This is a genomic window from Natrinema versiforme (assembly GCF_005576615.1).
GTDB classification, from domain to species: Archaea; Halobacteriota; Halobacteria; order Halobacteriales; family Natrialbaceae; genus Natrinema; species Natrinema versiforme_A.
Genome location: NZ_CP040330.1, coordinates 687,204 through 706,131, shown reverse-complemented (window position 1 = coordinate 706,131; position 18,928 = coordinate 687,204). Strand labels below are relative to the sequence as shown.

The window sequence follows — 18,928 nt, the reverse complement described above, 5'->3', positions numbered from 1 at the left end:
CTCCACCCGAGCGGATGCCCAACGAACTGCGCGAGGCGATACGAGGGGTCTGGAACCGGTTCGATCTCGCCGATCGGCGGGTCGGAAACGCGGCGGACAGAACGAACGTCTTCGAACGGCTCACGGGTGCCGACTACATCAGCCTCGGCGCACTCTTCGTCGGGTGGGCCAGTGCGCTCCTGTTCGCTCGAGGGGAGCCGAACTGGGCGCTGCTGGCCATGTTCGGGGCCTTTCTGTTGGACAAAGCTGACGGCTGGTACGCCCGCCGAACGGGAACGTCGTCACCCTTCGGCCGGCAGGTAGACTCGTTCATCGACATCTTCGCGTATCTGGTCCCGGCGGTGCTCCTGTATCACTTCGTCCTCGCGCCGAACGTCTTTGCGAGCCTCGTCGTTGGATTTCTCGTCCTCGCGTTCGGCGGCCTGCGGTTGGTTCGTCACAACAGCGAAGGGTTCGGGTCCGACGGCGCTGCGAGCTTCTATCACGGGACTACCGTCGTCCACACGAATCTCGTCGTCGTCGCGAACTACTTCCTCGCCGTGCTCGTCGGGAGTTGGAACGGCTGGCTCGCGGGACTCACCATCGGCGTCGTCTGCCCCTTGATGGTCTCGGATTACAAGGCCTACAAGACCGACACGACCCACGTACTGGCCGGGATCGCCGCGGTGGCCGCGATCGGACTGGCGATCGGCCTCGAGTTCGGCTACCTATGACCGGTCGTGCGGTGAGCGGTGACGAGCGGCGGCCGCGGACGGTGCGCATCGATCCCCACGTCCACACCGACGCCTCGTACGATGGGGAGACGACGCCGGCGGAACTGGTCCGCGCGGCGCGGTCCGTCGGCCTCGACGGGATCGTCGTCACCGATCACGACACGATCGACGGCGCGACGCGGGCCGCGGCGCTGGCACCGGACGATCTCGCCGTCATCGTCGGTTGTGAAGTCTCGACCGCCGACGGACACTTGCTCGCGATCGGCATCGACGCCGCGCCGGAACCCGATCGGTCCCTCGTCGAGACGGCGCGGACGTTTCAGGACGCGGGCGGCATCGCGGTCGTTCCGCACCCCTTCCAGCGGTCCCGACACGGAGCCCGCGAGGGGGCGATCGACGGCGTCGACGGCATCGAAGTCTACAACGCCCACGCAGTCACCAACGTCCGCAACCGACAGTCCGAACGCTTCGCGAGACGCAACGACTACCCGCAGTTCGGCGGGAGCGACGCCCACCGGGCCGACCACGTCGGCCGCGCGGTCACCGAGGTCCGACTGCCCGCGGCGGCGTCCCCGACTCCGGCGACGATCCTCGAGTCGATGCGGGCCGGACGGACCGCCGCGATCGGCGAGCGCACGACGGCGTGGCAGTACCTGACCAAGGAACTCCGGAACGCGAGACGAAAGACGCCGTCGTTGCGCTGAGCCTCGCGGCTTCCTTCTCGATCGGATCGAACCCGGACTCGAGTCGCAACGCCCGTCTCGACTCGAACAGCGGTCGGTCTCCGGGCCGCTCGATCGAGGCGTGCCTGTGGTCGAAGCCTCGTTGTTTATCAGCACTGAGTGCTATGTAGGGAACAGTATCGCTATGATGGCGCTCACGCACGGATTTATGGCCCTCGCCGCTGTCGTCGTCGCCCTGCCGGTTCTGGGCGACCACGTCGGGGTTCCCCTCCTGCTCGCGGCCGCGTTCGTCGGCGGGGTCGCGCCCGACGCCGACCTGCTTGCGAGCCACCGGAAGACGCTGCACTATCCGGTCGGCTTTTCGGCCCTCTCCGGCGTCTCGCTCGGCGCGTTTCTCCTGACATCGTCGCCCGGGCTGCTAGTCCTGACGGTCGCAGTCGGCGGTGCCGCCCTGCACTCCGTCTCCGACGTGCTCGGCGGCAGCGCGGAGCGGGAACCCTGGAACCCGGTGACCGAGAACGGCGTCTACAACCACGCCCTCGGGCGGTGGCACCGCCCGCGCCGGTACGTCCGGTACTCGGGCGCGCCGGAGGACTTCCTCGTCTGTCTCGCGTTCGCGGCCGTCGCGATATCGGCGGGAGCCACGCCGGCAGCGGCCGACACCGCTCTCGTCGGGCTCGTCGCGTTCGCGGGCCTCTACTCGCTGTGTCGGAAACGACTCGCGGCGATCGGGGCGACGCTCGACCGACTCATCCCGAGGCGACTCCGCGCGGTCGTCCCCGCGGTACGGGTCACGGAAACCGAAACCGACGGCACGACGGTCGATATCCGATTCGGACGCTAATCGGGCCTACTGCCCCGACGCTTCGATCCACTCCCCTTCGACGTAGTTCTCGACCGAGAGCGAGTCGACCGAGAGCGTGTTCGTCGAGACCGTTGCGGTCGTGATCGCCGTCGAGTTCGTCCCGTTCTCGTCGCCGGTGTCGGTGCTGTTCCCGTCGTCAGCGTCGGTGTCGGAACTCGCTACCGCTCGCTCGAGGATCGTGCCGCCGTCGCCGACCGCGATGTCGTACGCCGACCCCGTCGCGACGCCGTCGAGTTTCGATTCGACCGCGGTCTCGTACTGCTGCCACTGGCCGGCGGACTGGCGCTCGTAGATCGTCCCGCCGTCGCCGGCCGCGAGCCCGGCGCTCCCGTCGCGGTCGACGGCGCGGATGGCCCGTCGCTGGTCGTCGACGACGTGGGGCGTCCAGCGGAAGCCGTCGTACCGATAGACGATCCCGGAGCCGGCGGCGACGTTCACGTCTCGCTCGCCCCGACTCGCGAGGTCGAAGAACGCGCCGCCCGCGAAGTCGATACCGATCTGCTCCCACGTCTGCCCGCCGTCGGTCGTCTCGCCGACGAACTGGCTGGTGGTACAGACGTGGCCGGCCTCGCGGGCGTGGAAATCGATACCCGGAATGGTCGAGCCGCCGCCGGGTTCGATCACCGCCTCGTACTGCATCGCGCCGCTGTCCTGTCGGACGCCGACGAGGAGTTCGCCGGAGCCGTTGACGAAGGAGACGCGCTCGTTCTCGCCGGCGGTTCCCCGCACGGCGCAGTCCTCCCACGTGCTCGTCTTCCCCTTCGGCGCGGAGTAGTTCGTCAGTGTCTGTGTCTCAACATTGTATTCGCCGATAACGCCGCTTCCGCCGACGAACCAGACCGCACTGCCGTCGTCGGTCGCGTCGATGCCGGTCAGGCGACGACTCCGGGCCTGCGGACCGTAGTCGACGACTTTTCGCCAACCGCCCTCGCCTCGAGCGATGACGTTCCCGTCGGCACCGGCCGCGAACGGCCCCGCGGCGGTATCGACGGCGTCATTCAGCGCTTTGTCGGTCGGCGACTCCGCCCGCGTCCACTCGCCGTCGTTCGATTGGGCGGCCGCCGCCGACCCGAGCGTGAGGACGCCGGCAGTGGCCGATGCTGTCGCGAGCCGAAGCACGTCGCGTCTGGTCTGTTCGGACATGGGTCGCGACCCGGCGTAGTGCTCGAGCGGGGAAAAGAACGTGAGATAGTATACATTTCTGTGCCGAGACGAGCGACGAGGGAACTGAGCGCAGTGAAGAAAGCCGAGCGCCGACCGATAGCCGGATCGGCTATTCAGAGACCAGTGGCAGGCGCGATTACGGACCAGTTCGGGGCGACGTTACTCGGACTCACCCCATCCGGACACCGTCTTCGGCCGGCTGGACACCGACGAGACATCCAGTTCGCCGTCGAAGCCGTCGAGAGCTTCGACGTAGGCCTCGGCGCTGGCGACCGTCGACAGGTACGGAATCTCCTCCTCGACGGCCATCTCGAGGGAGTCGCGATCGCGGCTGACGACGAAGTCGACCTCGCCCTCGCGGATGGCTTGGGGCACGTCGTCGAACTCGGCGACGTCGAAGTGGTCCTCGAAGCCGTCGACGTCGAGGTCGACGACGGCGGTGCCCTCGCTGACGGCGTTGTCGGCGGCCTGCTGGGCCTTCCAGTAGGCCGTACCGAAGTCGCTTGCCGTCCCCATGACCTCACCGGTGGACTTCATTTCCGGGCCGAGACGCGGGTCCGAGCCCGGCAGGCGGTCGAACGGCAGGACGACCTCCTTGATCGAGGTCTGGTCGGGGATCTGCTCGTCGGCATCGAGGCTCTCGAGGGTCTCGCCGGCCATGACCTGCGCGGCGAGTTTGGCGATCGGGACGCCAGTCGCCTTCGAGACGAACGGCACGGTACGCGAGGAACGCGGGTTCGCCTCGAGCACGTACACTTCACCGTCGCGGACGGCCAACTGAACGTTTAGCAGCCCCTTCGTCTTCAGCGCCTCGGCGATATCCTCGGTGACCTCGCGGACGCGTTCTAACGTGTCCTCGTCGAGCGAGCGCGGCGGGATCATGCAGGCGGAGTCGCCGGAGTGGACGCCCGCGCTCTCGACGTGTTCCATGATGCCGCCGATGAGCACGTTGCGGCCGTCCGAGACCGCGTCCACGTCGAGTTCGACCGCGTCCTCGAGGAAGTCGTCCACGAGGATCGGTTTATCGGGCGCGACGCGGACCGCTTCCTCGATGTAGGTCTGGAGCTCCGCGTCGTTGTAGACGACGTCCATTGCACGGCCGCCCAGCACGTAGGAGGGACGGACGAGGACGGGGTAGCCGATGTCGTGGGCCAGTTCGAGCGCCTCCTCCTCGGAGAAGGCGGTGCCGCCCTCCGGCTGGGCGATGCCCAGTTCGTCCATCAGGGCGTTGAAGCGGTCGCGGTCCTCCGCGAGGTCCATCGCTTCGACGGACGTGCCCATGACCTCGCAGTCGAGTCCGCGGCGCGCGAGTTCGTCCTCGAGCGGTTCGCCGATGTTGACGGAGGTCTGGCCGCCGAACTGGACCATCACGCCGTCGGCCCCCGTGGCCTCGGCCACGTCGGCGACCTCCTCGGCCGTGATCGGCTCGAAGAAGAGGCCGTCGGAGGTGTCGTAGTCCGTCGAGACCGTCTCGGGGTTGTTGTTCACGACGTAGGCGTCGATCCCGAGTTCGCGCAGCGCGCGGACCGCGTGGACCGAACAGTAGTCGAACTCGACGCCCTGTCCGATGCGGATCGGGCCGCCGCCGACGACGATCACGCTCTCGAGATCGCGGTCGACCTCGAGCTCGCCCGCGGCGGCGTCGCCGAGCAGCGGACCGGACTCGAACTCGGACTTACGCGCGGAGTAGTAGTACGGCGTCTCGGCCTCGAACTCGCCCGCACAGGTGTCGACCTGCTTGTAGGTGCGGCCGGGGACTTCTGTCTCGACAGCGTCGACGTCCGCGCCCGCGGTCGCGGCGATGCTGGCGTTGGTGTGGCCGGCGATCGCGGCCTCGGTGAAGTCGCCCGCTTGGGCGGCGAGCGTGGAGTCCGCGATGCGCTTGAAGCGCTCGGTGTACCACTCGAAGATGCCGGTGAGTTCCTGGACCTCTTCGACGGTGTAGCCGCGCTCGAAGGCCTCGAACATCGCGTAGGGACGGTCCGGCGACGGGCGCTCGAGGTAGTGCTCCTCGAGTTCCGCGTCCGAGAGTTCGGCCCAGTCGACGTCGGGTTCGTACTCCGAGGAGCGAAGCGCCTTGAGCAGGGACTCCTCGAAGGTGCGGCCGATGGCCATCGCCTCGCCGGTCGACTTCATCGCCGTGGTCAGTTCGAAGTCGACGTCGTCGAACTTGTCTTTGGGCCAGCGCGGGACCTTGGTGACTACGTAGTCGATCGCGGGCTCGAAGGCGGCGGTGGTCTCGCCGGTGATCTCGTTGGTGATCTCGTGGAGTCGCTTGCCGAGCGCGACCTTCGCGGTCACGCGGGCGATCGGGTAGCCGGTCGCCTTGGAGGCCAGCGCGGAGGAACGGGAGACGCGGGGGTTGACCTCGACGACGCGGTACTCGCCGCCGGGGGTGCCGTCGTCGCGCCACGCGAACTGGATGTTACAGCCGCCCTGAATGCCGAGTTCGCGGATCACGTCGAGTGCGGCGGTACGCATCTCCTGGTGGCCCTCGTCGGGGACGATCTGGGAGGGCGTGACGACCGTCGACTCCCCGGTGTGGATGCCCATCGGGTCAATGTTCTCCATGTTACAGATGATGATACACGAGTCGTCGGCGTCGCGCATCACTTCGTACTCGTACTCGACCCAGCCGGCGATGGACTCGGTGATGAGGACCTCGCTGTTGCGGGAGAGGCGCAGCCCCTTGCGGACGCGGCGCAGCAGTTCGTCCATCTCGTGGACGACGCCGGAGCCGGAGCCGCCCAGCGTGTAGGTCGTGCGGGCGATGACCGGGAGCCCGCCGACCTCGTCGACGGCGGCCTGGACGCGCTCTTTCAAGCCTGCCTCGGTCATCTCCGAGACCTCCTCGCCCTCGTCGAGCGAGATGGTCGTCGAGGCGGGGACCGGCTGACCGATCTTCTCCATGCGCTGGCGGAAGAGGTCGCGGTCCTCAGTCGCGTAGATCGTGTCAAGCGGCGTTCCCATGATCTCGACGTCGTACTCCTCGAGAACGCCTTCCTCGGCCAGTTCGGCGGTGACGTTCAGCCCCGTCTGACCGCCCAGTCCGGCGATGACGCCGTCGGGTCGCTCTTTGCGGATGATCTCGGCGATGGCGTCGGTCGTGATCGGCTCGATGTAGACCTCATCGGCCATCTCCGGGTCCGTCATGATCGTCGCCGGATTCGAGTTGACGAGGACGACGCGAGCGCCCTCCTCCTGCAGTGCTCGGCAGGCCTGTGCGCCCGAATAGTCGAATTCGGCGGCCTGTCCGATCTGGATCGGGCCGCTGCCGATCAATAAGATCGTGCGACCGTCACCCGTCTCGCCGTCCGCGGCGGTGTCCGTACTCATTTGTCTTGTCGAATTGGAGTTCGCACATCGTAATAAGCCCCACGATACAGTACGAATCTCGAAATGGCTTTTCGAAATTCGAACTCGAGGCGGGAGCGACGGCCCGAACCGGTCCGGTTGCCGCGATAGCACCCGCTGTTCACCGGGTGGGTGTGAAGCTCACACAGTGCTCCGAAGACGCGCGTTCGACTCGAGCGATCGGTTATCACCGGATTCGGGCCGTGCACCTTATGACGGCTCGTTCCGTCCGTCTGTACGAACGAGATGGCCGCGTTCGGTCTCACCCGTTTCCAGCGACCCACCACCGTCGTCTACGCCGATCCGGACCCCGACGATCGCCGTCGGATCGCCGACGGCCTCGAGTCGGCCACCGACGGGCTCGCCGTCGAGCCAGTCGCGACGCCAACCGAACTCCGCGACGCGGTCGCGGACGCGAGCGGGCGCACGTGCGTCGTAACTGATCTGTTCGCGGAGACCGACGTGCTGTCGCTGTACGACCGCATCCGAGCCGACGGCGTCGCGGACGCGCCGGTCGTGCTCTACACCGCCGACGGCGACGAACGGCTCGCCAGCGACGCCGTGACGGCCGGATTCGCGGGGTACGTCCCGAAGGGGCACGCGGACTCGCTCGAGCGGCTGGTCGCACAGCTTCGGGCGATCGTCGATGAGCCAGCGGCGGCGAACGGCAGAGAAACGGATGTGGGCACGCTTCAGCCGGACGGGGAACGACGGTCCCTCCGAACCGAGCGCGACCGGTTCGCCGCGCTGTTCGAGTACAGCCCCGACCCGGTCATCGTGACTCATCGCACCGATCCCAATCGAATCGTCGATGTCAACCCCGCCTTCGAGGACATCTTCGGCTACGAACGCGAGGATATCGCTGGCGGCTCGCTCGACGATATCCTCGTCCCGGACGACGAGGGGCCGGTGTCTATCGCCGAGACGGTCGGCCTCGGAGAGGTGATCTCGACGACCGTCGAGCGGGTAACGGCCGAGGGGCGCAGGGACTTCTTCCTGCGCGGCTTCGCGGCCGACATCGACGGCGAGGTCCACGAGTACGCGATCTACACCGACATCAGCGAGCAGAAACGCCGGGAGCGCGAACTCGAGCGATACCGCACGCTCGTCGATACGGTCGGCGATTCGATGTACGTCCTCGATGCGACGGGGCGGATCGAGATGGCCAACGACGCGATGGCCGACGCTCTGGGGACCACGCGCGACGAACTCGTCGGCGGTCACCCGTCGAGCTACATGTCGGCCGAAGACGTCGAGCGGGCCAAGGAGTTACTGATCGATATCCTCGCGGACGACGACCGGACGTGGGGCACCTTCGAGATGGAGTTCCGGCCCCTCGACGGCGAGCCGTTTCTGGTCGAGAACAACGTCGCCCCGCTGGTCGCCGAGGACGGCTCGCTCGCCGGCAGCGTCGGTGCGATCCGGGACATCAGCGATCGAATGGAACGCGAGCGCCGGATTCGGAAACTCCACGAGGGGACGCGCCGACTGATGGCCGCGGAACGCACTGACGAGGTCGCTCGCGTCGCGAGCGAGATCGCCCGCGACGCGCTGTCGCTCGAGATCAACTCGGTCCACTTGTACGAGGAACGTGCGGAGTACCACGCCGTGAGCGCCGATGAGCCGCCCGCCGTGACCGACTCGAGCGCCGATTCGGTGCGGGAGCGAGGCGTCCTCGTCCCCGCGGCGGCGACCGACCGCACCGAAGCGCTGTTCGGCTCCGTTCCGTCCATCGGCCCGGGCGACGGGATCTCGTGGGACGCGTTCGAGGCCGGCGAGACCATCGTTCACGGCGACGTCCGCCGCGCCGAGAACGTTCGCAACCCCGAGACGGCGGTCCGCAGCGAGGCCCACATCCCGCTCGGGACGACGGGGATTTTCATCGCCAGTTCGACGACGCCGAACGACTTCGATCCCGAGACGATCACGCTCGCTCGCATCCTCGCGGCCAACGTCGAAGCCGCGCTCGAGCGCGCCCGCCGGGAGGACGAACTGGCCACGCGCACGGCCGAACTCGAGCGCCAGAACGACCGACTCGAGGCCTTCGCCAGCACCGTCTCCCACGATCTGCGGAACCCGCTGACCCTCGCGGCGGGCCACCTCGAGAACCTCGAGGCCCACATCGACGGGGACGGCGAGCGCTACCGCGAGGAGATCGACTGGGCGCTCGAACGGATGGACGATCTCATCGAGAACGCCCTCACGCTCGCCCGGAGCGGCCAGCGGCTGACGGCGACGGAGCCGGTCGACATCGACGACGTCGTCGATCAGGCCCACAGAACCGTCGATCCGGACCTCGAACTCGTTCGAGACGAGCCGCTGCCGACGATCGAAGCCGACGCGGACCGCCTGCTGGTCTGCTTCGAGAACGCCTTCCGGAACGCCCGCGAACACGTCGGGACCGACGTGACGATCGCGGTCGAGAACACTGACGACGGGTTCGCCATCACCGACGACGGCCCCGGCGTTCCGCCCGGCGAGCGCGGCGACATCCTCGAGTCGGGGTACAGCACGTCCCCCGACGGCACCGGCTTCGGGCTGGCTATCGTCTCCGAGGTCGTCGAGGCCCACGGCTGGTCGGTCACCGTCGGCGAGAGCGACGCCGGCGGGCTTCGGTTAGCCGTCTCGTTCGAGGAGTAAGGTCGCAACCGGCTGTCACGCACTAATTCCGGAGAACAGCGGTCGATCTTCGAGACTGAAAACCGAGCTACAGCGGCTGGTCGTGTTCGCTCTCGAACTCCCGCTGTCGCCGGTACTGCTCGACGAACTCCGACACGTCGAACTCGAGCATCTGGGACTCGAACTCGCTGACGGCGGCGTCGTTCTCGGCGTGACTGATCGCGTGTTCCATGAGTTCGACGACGAGTTCGACGACGACCTCGTGGAGCCGCCGAGCGTCGAAGTCGGTCATCCACAACAGCGTGTAGCCGACCGCGCCGTCGTCGCTCGCGTCGTGGACGACGACCGCTTCGGGGAACTCCTCCAAGACGACGCCCATCAGGTGGGGCGTGCCGAACTCCTCGAACTCGTCGTCGGTGTCGATCGTCTCCTGTAGAACGGCCACGAGCGATTCCGGGAAGAAACGCGACGGCGGGTGCACGTCGGTCACGACCGCGTGGGTCTCGCCGCAGGGACAGTTGTACTCGCGCATCCCCAGATCGATCTCGTGGGGATCAACGGACTCCCCGCAGGGAAGCTCGAGGTGATCGCCGTCGTCGGAACCCGGAACGCTGGGTCCTGCCATTGCCAGCGCTACGGATGGGCCGGGCATAAGGGCGACGACTCGCAGCGTGACGTACTGAAGCTACCGCCAACCGAGACTGGTGGTCGTACCGTCGCTTCGGGCCGTCTTCTCCATACGATTCGGACAGCGCATCACGAGCCGGATGTAGTGGCTGGTAGCAAACTGACATCCGTCTGGAATATCACTGTGAGGAGATCCAAGACCCGGAACGAGTGTCTGGTGAGTCCCGCTCTGATCCATCCTCGATGACTCGCTCGAGACGGTCACTGACCGTCTCGTAGTCTCGGAGATACGACAGCCGGGCAGGTGGGCCGTCGCCCGTCTCGACGACTACCCGTCCGTATCCCCCGATCCGGCCGTCGAGCCCGCGCTCGAGGGATACCGCCGTCATGTCCTCGTACGCGAGCCGCCAGACCGGTTCTTCCAGCCGGAAATCGTAGCAGACCAGTTGATCGTCGTAGAATTCGTACACCAGCGTCGCGTGTCGTGGCACGACGAACACCAGCACGGGAACGACGGCAAACACCAGTGCGATAGCGAATACGAGGAGCGGCAGAATCAGTCGAACGTCCGCGACGAGAGCGAAAACGCCCATGAGACCGAACAGGATCGGTTCCCCAGTGCGCGAAATGAATGCCCCGAGAATCGGGCTCAGTCCGAGAATCCGCCGAGTGCTGGGACGGACCGTCGCTTGCGGTCGCGTAGTCGGTCGCTCCACTCGAGGCAGTGTCGTCGCTGTTATGCCAGCAGTCTGGAGGAGATTCCCGCCAGTCCGATCCTCGAACGGGTTTATGTCGTGGTCAGGTAACCCGAACCGATCCCGGTCACGACACCGGAAGAGCAACGTCATCGCGAGCTTTCCACCGACGAGGGCGTACGACAGGGCCACAGGCCAGGCCGTCATGCGGAACCAGCGCCGTTCCCGTCTCGAAGCAACAATAAGACGACGAGTCCGGTAACGCCCACACCGGTTCTGAACCACGACTGAAAGGCCTGCTTCGCCGGTGCTCGATCGTACTGTTGCTCGTCGAAATAGATCTTCGCGGTTAACAGATGTGTTCCGGCGAGAATTCCGGCAACGATCGCTACGCTCTCGACCGTCTCATGTGATACATAGTACAGTGGAGACGCTGGAATGAACAGCGCGAGCCCCGAACTGAAAAACACGAAGAGAAACATCGAATGGGCTCCAATAACTGATGCGTTTCGAACGTACCCAGTGAGAGGGCCAACACGCAGCGTTCCGTGCCGAGCCTTGAGCAACGGCTTGGAACGAGGGTGTGGTAACGGGACATCGACGAGTCTGACGGGGACTAGTTTTAGTATCCCGACGATGGTGCCGATCACTGCCTCAACCCAATAGACGAGTACCAACTCGGTGACTCCCCACTGGAACCCGGCGAGCCCGATCAACGGGAGGAGATTTGCGATTACGATAGCACCCGCGACCCACAAGGGAAACGCAAAAAATCCGTTTGTGTCCCCTGAAACCATACGTAACGTAGGCGTGTGGATTCCGCTTATCGTTCGTCAGCAGAGTCGCGTCTGCTCACCTCGAGACGAGAGACAAAACGACCGTCGCTAACAGGTGAGGAGACGGTCTGGATCAGGGCCAGTCGTCGCGGACCTGCTCCGCGTCGTCCTCCTCGTCTTCGGCCGAGCTCGCCAGAATCCAGTCGGCCGCCTCGCCGGCGTCCTCGACGGCGAGGTACTCCCAGCCGACCTCGTCGGCCAGTTGCTCGTCTTCCTCGCTGGCACCGATGTAGACGTAGCGCTCGGTCTCGAACTGGTCTTTGACACCTTCGAGGCTCTCGGCTTTCCCGCGGGGGCCGGAGAAGAAGTCCTGTCGGATGCGGTTTTTCCGCGTGAAGTTGGTTACGACGTAGGTCGGTTTCTCGGAGACGACGCCGATGTACTCGGTCCAGCCTCTGGCGTCTTCGAACACGCGCTCGGGCGAGGCGACCTCTTTGAGGGCCTCGAGTTCGAATGCCAGGGTCATGTCGCTTTCGCCGTTCATGCGTCATCGAAGGCGCGCACGCGGGAAAACGACTTCGATACCACACACTCGCGACGGGTACCGACAGGCCGGAGCGACGAACCGACTCAGACGCGTTCGACGCGGTAGTAGTCCGTAAAGACGATCACCTCGCCCGGCTCGAGGTCGGTTTCGGCGGTCGTGACCGGTCGCCCGTCCGAAACGGCGCGATAAACGGCCCCCAGTGTCTCCGAATCGAGCTGATCGACGTGGCGAACGGTCGCGTCCATCGCGACCGAGTCAACGCGCTCGAGGCGTAGCGACCGACGGTGGAGTGTACTGGCAGCCATGTTCATTGGTACCAAATGACTCGATATGACTTAACAGTTATGCCGGGTAACCGACCGATCGGTCCGGCGAGGGCCCACTCGAACGCAGAGACGACGCTACGGGATGGAAACGAGTCCGGGTGTCGAAAACGGACCGCGTGAGCGACCGCGAACGACCGCGGTTACTGTTCCTGCGGCGGTGCGAGTTCGTCCAGATCGACGGACTGCTCGAGCAACACGTCGGCCTGATCGGCGACGACGCGCTGTTCGCGCATTAGCTGCTTGAACTTGCTCTGGGGCGAGAGATCACCGATGAGGACGCCGCCGACGATCTTGCCGTCCTTGAAGGCGATGCGTCGCCACTCGGTGTCGCTGTACTTGCGCTCGGCGTGTTCGTCGCCCAGCGTCGGGTGTCCGAAGGAGAGGAACGGGAAGTCGAAGTGGGTAATCGAGTACGAGGAGACCCACTGGAACCCTTCGGCTTCCTCGTCGGCGGCCATGTTGACCGCGGCGACGCGGCCCTGTTCTTTCGCCGATCCCCACGAACCGTTCTGGCCCTGCTCGCCGAGCAGGACGTCGTAGAACTGGGTGAGGTCGCCCGCGGCGTAGACGTCGTCGACGTTGGTCTGCATGTACTCGTCGACGACGATCCCGTTGTCCTGTTCGATGCCGGCACCGCGGAGAAACTCGGTGTTGAAGGTGAGTCCGATGGCGGCCCCGACGAAGTCACACTCGTAGCGGTCGCCGTCGGGGTCGACTGCGGCGGTGACGTGCCCGTCGTCGTCCGTCTCGAAGTGATCGACGCCGCTGTCGAAGACCGGTTCGACGCCGACCTCGCGCATGCCCTCGTGCATGATCTCCGCGCCGTCGCTCGAGAGCGCGTAGCGCCACCAGCGGTCGCCGCGCATCAGGTAGTCGGCTTCGATGCCCTGTGCGCCACAGACGGCCGCGAAGTCGATGCCGAGCAGGCCGGCACCGACGATGACGCCCTTGTCGGCGTTTTCGGCGTGCTCGCGGATACCGCGGGCGTCTTCGAACGTCCAGAAGTGATGGATTCCGTCCGCGTCGCTGTTCTCGACGGGCAGCTGCGTCGGCGTCCCGCCGGTCGCAACGAGCAGTTTGTCGTACGGAATTTCGCCGCTCTCGTGGGTGTTGATGATCTTCGCGTCGGTGTCGACGCTCGTCACGTAGGTGTTCAACGAGAGCTCGATATCTCGTTCCGCGTACCAGTCCTCGTCGTGGATCGAAATGGGGGCTTCGGGGAGCTTTCCCTTCGCGTGTTCCTTGATAAGAATCCGGTTATACAATGGCTCCCCCTCATCGGTGATGACGGTAATCTTCGCGTCCGGGTCTTCCTCCCGGAGGGTCTCGGCGGCCGAACTACCCGAGATCCCGTCACCGATGATGACGTACTGAGTCATATCCGGAACGTTCGTAATGAGGGTTAAAGTGGGTTGCTATCTCGTCTATTTTGCCGGACGGGGTGGGATGACACAACGATCGTAAACTGAACGCCGAATATGTTCACCCGAGTGGCTTTACCGCCGCCGCTTCGAGCCCGCCGCTCGAGCGAGCAATCTTTGCTGCCATCTCTGACAAGCGGTCCTGGAGCGGCGGATGGCGATCCGCGAGCGCGGATCGGCAGATCGGCCGCTCGATCCGTCGGAATCTAACAATGTTGTCCGAACCGTTCTTTAGGACGTGCGCCCAAGACGGAGCTATGAAACTCCGCCAGAACGCGAAACACTTCGCCTATCGGAAGGCCCTCGAGACCCCCGGCATCCGCTCGGTCGCCAACTCGGGGCTGGTCCGTCTCCACACCAAGATCTTCACCGGGAAGGCCGACCCCGCCCACGCCGAGGAACGGAAAGCCCACCTCGACGGCCTCTTCGATGCGACGATGGACGCCTACCTGCGGGCGCTCCAAGCGGGCTACTCCGAGGCCGAGGCCCGCGAGATCACCCACATCCAGGCCAACTTCGACTTCTACAACCACGGCTGGACCGAGATGATGGAGTTCCCCGCCGACGAACTCGAGGCTCACTACGATCGCTACCGGGAGTTCTTCGAGCGCTGGGACGTGACCATCGACGAGCCGCTGGGCCAGTTCGCGCCGCCGGAGGGACTCCCCGAGGCCCCGTCGACGCCCGAGCGACTCGAGGACCCCGAGCATCCCCACGCCGAGGGCGGCTTCGCCGACGACGTGTACATCGAAACGGACGACGGCGAACTCGTGGTCGGCGGACAGGACGAACCCGACGATGTCGACGTCTCGGAGGCGGTCGGTGTCGAGGACGGCGACAGCTGATTCGCGCGGCGTCGAAGACGTGACATACCAGCTCGGTATCGACCCGATTACGTCCGAACCGGTGACGGTAACGAGATCGTAACAATAGTCGCGAGCGACGTGTCCGACCGTGAATGCAACGGCGACACTACCTCGCGCTGACGTCGTCGCTCTGTCTGGCCGGCTGTCTCACCTCGAGTGACGAGTCGCCGCCGACGGAGCCCGATCCGAACGCGACCGCAGGTCCAGATCCGTCACCCGAACCCGAGTCCGGCGATCGGCCGCCGAGAGACCGCCCGATGGCCGGTACGATCGACGATTTCGAAACCCTCGATTCGTGGGAGGTCTTCGGTGGCACGCTGTCGCCCGACTCGAGTCGATCGGTCGTCGGCACGCAGAGCGCCCGCCTCGACGTGCCGGCGAGCGAGCGGACTGGCGGAATCGCAACCGCGTTCTCGGAGCCGCGGGATCTCACCGACGTCGTACCCGGCCTCGCCGTCGCGTCGGACGGCCTCGTCGTCCCGTGGCTCCGGCTGATCGACGACGCGGGAAACGAGATCGATTACCGCCGCGGGATCAAGGGCGGGCTTCCCCTCGTGCGGTACAACTTCGGCGTCGAGGGGATCGCGAACGGGTTCGATCCCGCGGCCGTTCGGGAGGTGTACGTCCTCGTCAGGACGGGCGACGGCGAGTCGCGAACGGTCTGGCTCGACGACCTCCACCTCGTCCCGCGACCCGACACCGGAGCGGTGATGATCCAGTTCGACGACGCCCACGTCACCGACTACACGCGCGCGCTGCCGATCCTCGAGAAGTACGGTTATCCCGCAGTCGCCTTCGTCAACCCCGGCCGGATCGAAGCGGAGACCCGCGGTGCCGACGACCCCGGCGGCTTCCCGAGACTCACCGTCGATCAGGTCCACGAACTCCACGGCGCCGGGTGGGTCATCGCCAACCACTGCTACTCCCACCCGCACCTGTCAGAACTCGAGTCCAAGGCCCAACGAACCGAGATCGAGCGGGGGAAAGCGTGGCTCGAGAAGGAGGGTTTCGAGGACGGAGCGCAGTATTTTGCCTACCCGCACGGGGATTACGACGAACGGACGCTCGCCCTCGTCGAGCAGCACCACGACATCGGCTTCGCGGGCGGCCGGCCAGTCCAGGGCTACGCCGTGAATCCGCGACAGACTTCCCGAATCGGCGAGCCCAGCGCCGAGCAAGCCCGCACCGCCATCGATCGCACGGCGTCGATGCGGGGGGTCACCTCGCTGTTCTTCCACCGACTCGAGGGCGACCTGCTCGCCGACTTCGAGGCGACGGTGGAAGCGATCCACGAATACGAGTCCGCCGGCGAGTTGGACGTGATCCTCCCGGCGGACCTCAAGCGCGAGTACTGGTATGACGTCTAACGCGTGAAGACAGGCGACGCCGGTTTCCAAGCCGCTAAGTGGACGGGGCGTGCGGATTGAGACAACGATTCGCACATGGCACTGAACGCGAACGATCGGTCGATCGCGGGCTTTACGATGGCCGGGCACGCGCTCGTTCACTGGTTCGAGACCTCGATTCCGATCTTTCTGGTCGTCTGGTTGGCCGAGTTCGACGTGGGGACGACGCTGTTGGGCCTCATCGTCGCGCTCGGCTACGCCCCGTTCGGACTGGGTGCGCTCCCCGGCGGGATCCTCGCGGACCGATACGGCACCAAGCGGCTCATCCTGTGTTGTCTCGCCGGGATGAGCCTCTCCTTTCTCGTCCTCTCGCTCGCGACGTCGATCTACGCCATCGCCGTCGGGCTGATCCTGTGGGGGATCGCCGCCAGCGTCTACCACCCCGCCGGGCTCGCGCTCATCAGCACCGGCGTCGAGGACCGCGGCACGGTCTTCGCGTGGCACGGGATCGCCGGTAACGCCGGCATCGCGCTGGGGCCGTTCGTCGCCGCCACCCTCCTGATCTTCCTCGATTGGTCGCTCGTCGCCGCGTTGCTCGCGATTCCCGGTGTCTTCGCCGTCCTCTACGGGCTCAGCGCGGGGTTCGAGCCGACCGCGGCCGTCGCGGACGAGGCCGACGCCGGCCCCGACGAGGCGCTGTCGGCGTCGGAACTCGTCGGGAGCACGCGGACGCTGTTCGCGAGCGCCTTCGCCGTCGTCTTCGCCCTCGTCATCTTCGAGGGGCTCTACTACCGGGGCACGCTGACCTACCTTCCCGAGATCCTCCACGGGCTCCCGGCGATGAGCAGCCTCGCGCTGCCCGCCGGCCTCGAGGGGATCGAGCCCGCTGATTACATCTACGTTGGCCTGTTGGTCGTCGGGATCGCGGGCCAGTACGCCGGAGGAAAACTGACGGATCGAGTTACACCGGCCCGCGGACTCGCGGGCATCTTCGCGGTCCTCGCGGTCCTCGCGATCCTGTTTATCCCGGCGACGGCGGCGGAGATCGGGCTCGTCCCGGTGATCGCCCTCTGTGGCGTCCTCGGATTCTTCCTCTTCGCCATCCAGCCGTTCTACCAGAACGCCGTCGCGATCTACACGCCGCCGGACGCCCGCGGGCTCTCCTACGGCTTTACCTACCTCGCGGAGTTCGGCTTCGGAGCGGCGAGCATCGCACTGGGCGGCTTCGTGCTCGACGAGCTCTCTCAAACGGCGTTTTTCGCGTTGATAGCCGGGTTCGCGGCTGTCGGCGGACTCCTCGCGGGCGCGCTGCTGGTCGGTGGCGGTCGGTTCACAGAGACGCAGGCGGCCGCCGAGACGAACGCGGACGACTGACGAGAGCAGACAGTCGACGAGAGCAGTTGTGACAATAGACCGGATCGGGGCGGCCGACAGCGGAGAAACCGACCGAGATGAGCGTTGGAATTCCGGGCCGGTCGCCGTCAGGCATCCACAGCCGAGAATTCCGGACCGAGACAGTCTCGCGATGCTGCCGTCGTACCGCAAGAACAGATCGACAAACGCAGGCGCTCCGCTCGAGCGGCCTACAACCAGTCCGGGGTCTCGTATTCGTCGCCCTCGGCCGCGTGTTGCTCCGGCCAGATGACCGTCTGCTCGCCCTCGCCGGCGTCGTTTTCCTGCCACTGGAAGTAGACCGGATGGACCTTGTCCTCGCCGTAGATGACGTCGTGGGGGTGTTCATCGTTCTGCCCGTGGAACTCGATGTTGCCGGTCGTCCCTTCAAAGGAGGTCTCCTCGAGCGGGGTGACTAACTGCTCGGACTCGAGGGTCTCGCCGCGCTCGGCCGCATCGGCGAACACCTTGATCGCGTCGAATGCGATGTAGCCGGTGTAGACCGGGCTGGTCCCGCCGTTTTCGTTCTGGTACTTCTTGGCGAAGCCCTGCGTCTTGGACGTGATTTGGGCGGTCGCCGTCGCGCTGGCGTAGCCGGTAGCATACTCGCAGGCACCCTCAGTAGCGTCGTAGTACGCCGGGTCCTGCATCGGGACGTGAATGCCACCGAACTCGAACTCCCGCTCTTCCGGCCGCCAGTCTTGCAGCGCGGCGGTCCCGGTGTGGGCGGTCGAGATGAACGCCGCGTCCGCGCCCGACTCCTCGATTTCGGTGTAAATGTCGGAGAAGTCGTCGGTCGCCGGCGGATATCGCTCCCACATCTCGACATCGATGTCGGTCTCGGGGAACTGGCTCTGATAGAACGCCCACAGCCCGTCGGTCCACGCGTAGTCCTCGGCGAGTACGGCGACGGAATCCCACCCCAGATCATCGCTCTTGTCGGTGAGAAAGTCGATCTGGGCCTGCGCGAGATTGGTTCCGTTGACCGGGCCGACGCGGAAGTGATACTTGTACTTCTCGTAGTCGTCGGCGACGTTCTGGCTCGCCGTCGTCGTCGCGGAGCCGGCCGTGAGATGGATCGTCTCCTGTTCGGCGATGTCCTCCATCAGCGGGACGAGCGCCTCGGTCGTGGAGATGCCGACGGTGACGTCGGCACCTTCCTCGAGGACGAGTCGCTGGTACTGTCGGCGCGCCTCGAGCGGACTCGAGTTCGTATCGCCGACGACCATCTCGACGTCGCGGCCGAGGATGCCGCCGTCATCGTTGAGTTCGTTGACGGCGATCTGCGCGCCCTGCACGATCGAGCGGCCGGTCGAATCGCTCCCCGGATCGGGCGCGAGCACGCCGATCGTGACCGGCTCGACCTCGTCGTCGCCGACGATCGAGCCGGCGGTTTCGAGACAGCCCGCTATCGAGAGTCCGGCCGCGCTACCCGCCGTCGTTTTAAGCATCTGGCGGCGGTCGAGACCGCGCTGTTGACCGTCATCGGTGGGAGACCCCACGTTCCCCCGTCCGTGATCATCGTCATCCATAT

Annotated in this window: 16 protein-coding genes; 7 read left to right on the top strand and 9 right to left on the bottom strand. The window is 65.9% G+C overall.

Features of this window, described 5'->3' with window-relative positions; translation table 11 throughout:
• Nucleotides 1-14: 14 nt before the first annotated feature.
• From FEJ81_RS03440 to FEJ81_RS03430, 3 genes are all read left to right on the top strand, one after another.
• Nucleotides 15-713, top strand: a complete 699-nt coding sequence (locus tag FEJ81_RS03440; RefSeq protein WP_138246708.1) for a CDP-alcohol phosphatidyltransferase family protein — start codon at nucleotides 15-17, stop codon at nucleotides 711-713.
• A complete protein-coding gene (locus FEJ81_RS03435) occupies nucleotides 710-1,417 on the top strand; it encodes a CehA/McbA family metallohydrolase (protein ID WP_138243960.1) in 708 nt (235 codons plus the stop codon). Before FEJ81_RS03440 ends, FEJ81_RS03435 begins: the two co-directional genes overlap by 4 nt.
• 187 nt (nucleotides 1,418-1,604) lie before the next feature.
• A complete protein-coding gene (locus FEJ81_RS03430; protein WP_229504752.1) occupies nucleotides 1,605-2,240 on the top strand; it encodes a metal-dependent hydrolase in 636 nt (211 codons plus the stop codon).
• 6 nt (nucleotides 2,241-2,246) lie between these two features.
• On the opposite strand, the gene FEJ81_RS03425 is transcribed toward FEJ81_RS03430, so the two are convergent.
• Together FEJ81_RS03425 and carB are read right to left on the bottom strand one after the other, a co-directional pair.
• Complete coding sequence (locus FEJ81_RS03425) at nucleotides 2,247-3,404, bottom strand: beta propeller repeat protein (protein ID WP_138243958.1); 1,158 nt, start codon at nucleotides 3,402-3,404, stop codon at nucleotides 2,247-2,249.
• 180 nt (nucleotides 3,405-3,584) lie between these two features.
• Nucleotides 3,585-6,761, bottom strand: a complete 3,177-nt coding sequence (gene carB, locus FEJ81_RS03420; protein ID WP_138243957.1) for a carbamoyl-phosphate synthase large subunit — start codon at nucleotides 6,759-6,761, stop codon at nucleotides 3,585-3,587.
• 264 nt (nucleotides 6,762-7,025) lie between these two features.
• On the opposite strand from carB, the gene FEJ81_RS03415 reads away from it, so the two are divergent.
• Nucleotides 7,026-9,419: a PAS domain S-box protein gene (locus tag FEJ81_RS03415; RefSeq protein ID WP_138243956.1), complete on the top strand. Its 2,394-nt coding sequence runs from the start codon at nucleotides 7,026-7,028 to the stop codon at nucleotides 9,417-9,419.
• A 67-nt stretch (nucleotides 9,420-9,486) separates the two neighbouring features.
• Here the strand turns inward: FEJ81_RS03415 and FEJ81_RS03410 are convergent, their stop codons facing one another.
• The 6 genes from FEJ81_RS03410 to FEJ81_RS03385 all read right to left on the bottom strand — a co-directional run bounded on the left by FEJ81_RS03410 (nucleotide 9,487) and on the right by FEJ81_RS03385 (nucleotide 13,748).
• On the bottom strand, nucleotides 9,487-10,023 hold the full coding sequence (locus FEJ81_RS03410; protein ID WP_138243955.1) for a DUF5815 family protein: 537 nt from the start codon (nucleotides 10,021-10,023) through the stop codon (nucleotides 9,487-9,489).
• Between the two features lie 181 nt (nucleotides 10,024-10,204).
• Entirely contained in the window at nucleotides 10,205-10,618 is a 414-nt protein-coding gene (locus tag FEJ81_RS03405; RefSeq protein ID WP_138243954.1) for a PH domain-containing protein, read from the bottom strand.
• A gap of 305 nt (nucleotides 10,619-10,923) precedes the next feature.
• A complete protein-coding gene (locus tag FEJ81_RS03400; protein WP_138243953.1) occupies nucleotides 10,924-11,517 on the bottom strand; it encodes a DUF6498-containing protein in 594 nt (197 codons plus the stop codon).
• Nucleotides 11,518-11,629: 112 nt separating this feature from the next.
• On the bottom strand, nucleotides 11,630-12,040 hold the full coding sequence (locus FEJ81_RS03395) for a DUF7124 domain-containing protein (protein WP_138243952.1): 411 nt from the start codon (nucleotides 12,038-12,040) through the stop codon (nucleotides 11,630-11,632).
• An 86-nt stretch (nucleotides 12,041-12,126) separates the two neighbouring features.
• Entirely contained in the window at nucleotides 12,127-12,354 is a 228-nt protein-coding gene (locus FEJ81_RS03390) for a hypothetical protein (protein WP_138243951.1), read from the bottom strand.
• 155 nt (nucleotides 12,355-12,509) lie between these two features.
• Nucleotides 12,510-13,748, bottom strand: a complete 1,239-nt coding sequence (locus FEJ81_RS03385; protein ID WP_138243950.1) for an NAD(P)/FAD-dependent oxidoreductase — start codon at nucleotides 13,746-13,748, stop codon at nucleotides 12,510-12,512.
• Nucleotides 13,749-14,047: 299 nt separating this feature from the next.
• Here FEJ81_RS03385 and FEJ81_RS03380 point away from each other — a divergent pair, with 299 nt between their 5' ends.
• The 3 genes from FEJ81_RS03380 (at nucleotide 14,048) to FEJ81_RS03370 (ending at nucleotide 17,376) form a co-directional block, all read left to right on the top strand.
• The gene (locus FEJ81_RS03380) at nucleotides 14,048-14,635 is read left to right on the top strand and encodes a DUF6149 family protein (protein ID WP_138243949.1); all 588 of its coding nucleotides are present in this window, start codon (nucleotides 14,048-14,050) and stop codon (nucleotides 14,633-14,635) included.
• Between the two features lie 113 nt (nucleotides 14,636-14,748).
• A complete protein-coding gene (locus tag FEJ81_RS03375) occupies nucleotides 14,749-16,023 on the top strand; it encodes a polysaccharide deacetylase family protein (RefSeq protein WP_138243948.1) in 1,275 nt (424 codons plus the stop codon).
• 75 nt (nucleotides 16,024-16,098) lie between these two features.
• Nucleotides 16,099-17,376 (top strand): MFS transporter, encoded by a 1,278-nt coding sequence (locus FEJ81_RS03370; RefSeq protein ID WP_138243947.1) that lies wholly within the window; start codon nucleotides 16,099-16,101, stop codon nucleotides 17,374-17,376.
• A 209-nt stretch (nucleotides 17,377-17,585) separates the two neighbouring features.
• Here the strand turns inward: FEJ81_RS03370 and FEJ81_RS03365 are convergent, their stop codons facing one another.
• Nucleotides 17,586-18,926 carry an ABC transporter substrate-binding protein gene (locus FEJ81_RS03365; protein WP_138243946.1) on the bottom strand — a complete coding sequence of 447 codons (1,341 nt, stop codon included), beginning with the start codon at nucleotides 18,924-18,926 and terminating at the stop codon, nucleotides 17,586-17,588.
• Between the last annotated feature and the right edge of the window lie 2 nt (nucleotides 18,927-18,928).

Excerpts from the sequence above, each read along its gene's own strand:
- FEJ81_RS03425 (WP_138243958.1), bottom strand. The coding sequence starts at position 3,404 with ATGTCCGAACAGACCAGACGCGACGTGCTTCGGCTCGCGACAGCATCG.
- FEJ81_RS03415 (WP_138243956.1), top strand. The coding sequence starts at position 7,026 with ATGGCCGCGTTCGGTCTCACCCGTTTCCAGCGACCCACCACCGTCGTC.
- FEJ81_RS03375 (WP_138243948.1), top strand. The coding sequence starts at position 14,749 with ATGCAACGGCGACACTACCTCGCGCTGACGTCGTCGCTCTGTCTGGCC.
- FEJ81_RS03390 (WP_138243951.1), bottom strand. The coding sequence starts at position 12,354 with ATGAACATGGCTGCCAGTACACTCCACCGTCGGTCGCTACGCCTCGAG.
- FEJ81_RS03365 (WP_138243946.1), bottom strand. The coding sequence starts at position 18,926 with ATGGATGACGATGATCACGGACGGGGGAACGTGGGGTCTCCCACCGAT.
- FEJ81_RS03380 (WP_138243949.1), top strand. The coding sequence starts at position 14,048 with ATGAAACTCCGCCAGAACGCGAAACACTTCGCCTATCGGAAGGCCCTC.
- FEJ81_RS03440 (WP_138246708.1), top strand. The coding sequence starts at position 15 with ATGCCCAACGAACTGCGCGAGGCGATACGAGGGGTCTGGAACCGGTTC.
- FEJ81_RS03395 (WP_138243952.1), bottom strand. The coding sequence starts at position 12,040 with ATGAACGGCGAAAGCGACATGACCCTGGCATTCGAACTCGAGGCCCTC.
- FEJ81_RS03410 (WP_138243955.1), bottom strand. The coding sequence starts at position 10,023 with ATGGCAGGACCCAGCGTTCCGGGTTCCGACGACGGCGATCACCTCGAG.
- FEJ81_RS03400 (WP_138243953.1), bottom strand. The coding sequence starts at position 11,517 with ATGGTTTCAGGGGACACAAACGGATTTTTTGCGTTTCCCTTGTGGGTC.
- FEJ81_RS03430 (WP_229504752.1), top strand. The coding sequence starts at position 1,605 with ATGGCCCTCGCCGCTGTCGTCGTCGCCCTGCCGGTTCTGGGCGACCAC.
- FEJ81_RS03385 (WP_138243950.1), bottom strand. The coding sequence starts at position 13,748 with ATGACTCAGTACGTCATCATCGGTGACGGGATCTCGGGTAGTTCGGCC.
- FEJ81_RS03405 (WP_138243954.1), bottom strand. The coding sequence starts at position 10,618 with ATGGGCGTTTTCGCTCTCGTCGCGGACGTTCGACTGATTCTGCCGCTC.
- FEJ81_RS03370 (WP_138243947.1), top strand. The coding sequence starts at position 16,099 with ATGGCACTGAACGCGAACGATCGGTCGATCGCGGGCTTTACGATGGCC.
- FEJ81_RS03435 (WP_138243960.1), top strand. The coding sequence starts at position 710 with ATGACCGGTCGTGCGGTGAGCGGTGACGAGCGGCGGCCGCGGACGGTG.
- carB (WP_138243957.1), bottom strand. The coding sequence starts at position 6,761 with ATGAGTACGGACACCGCCGCGGACGGCGAGACGGGTGACGGTCGCACG.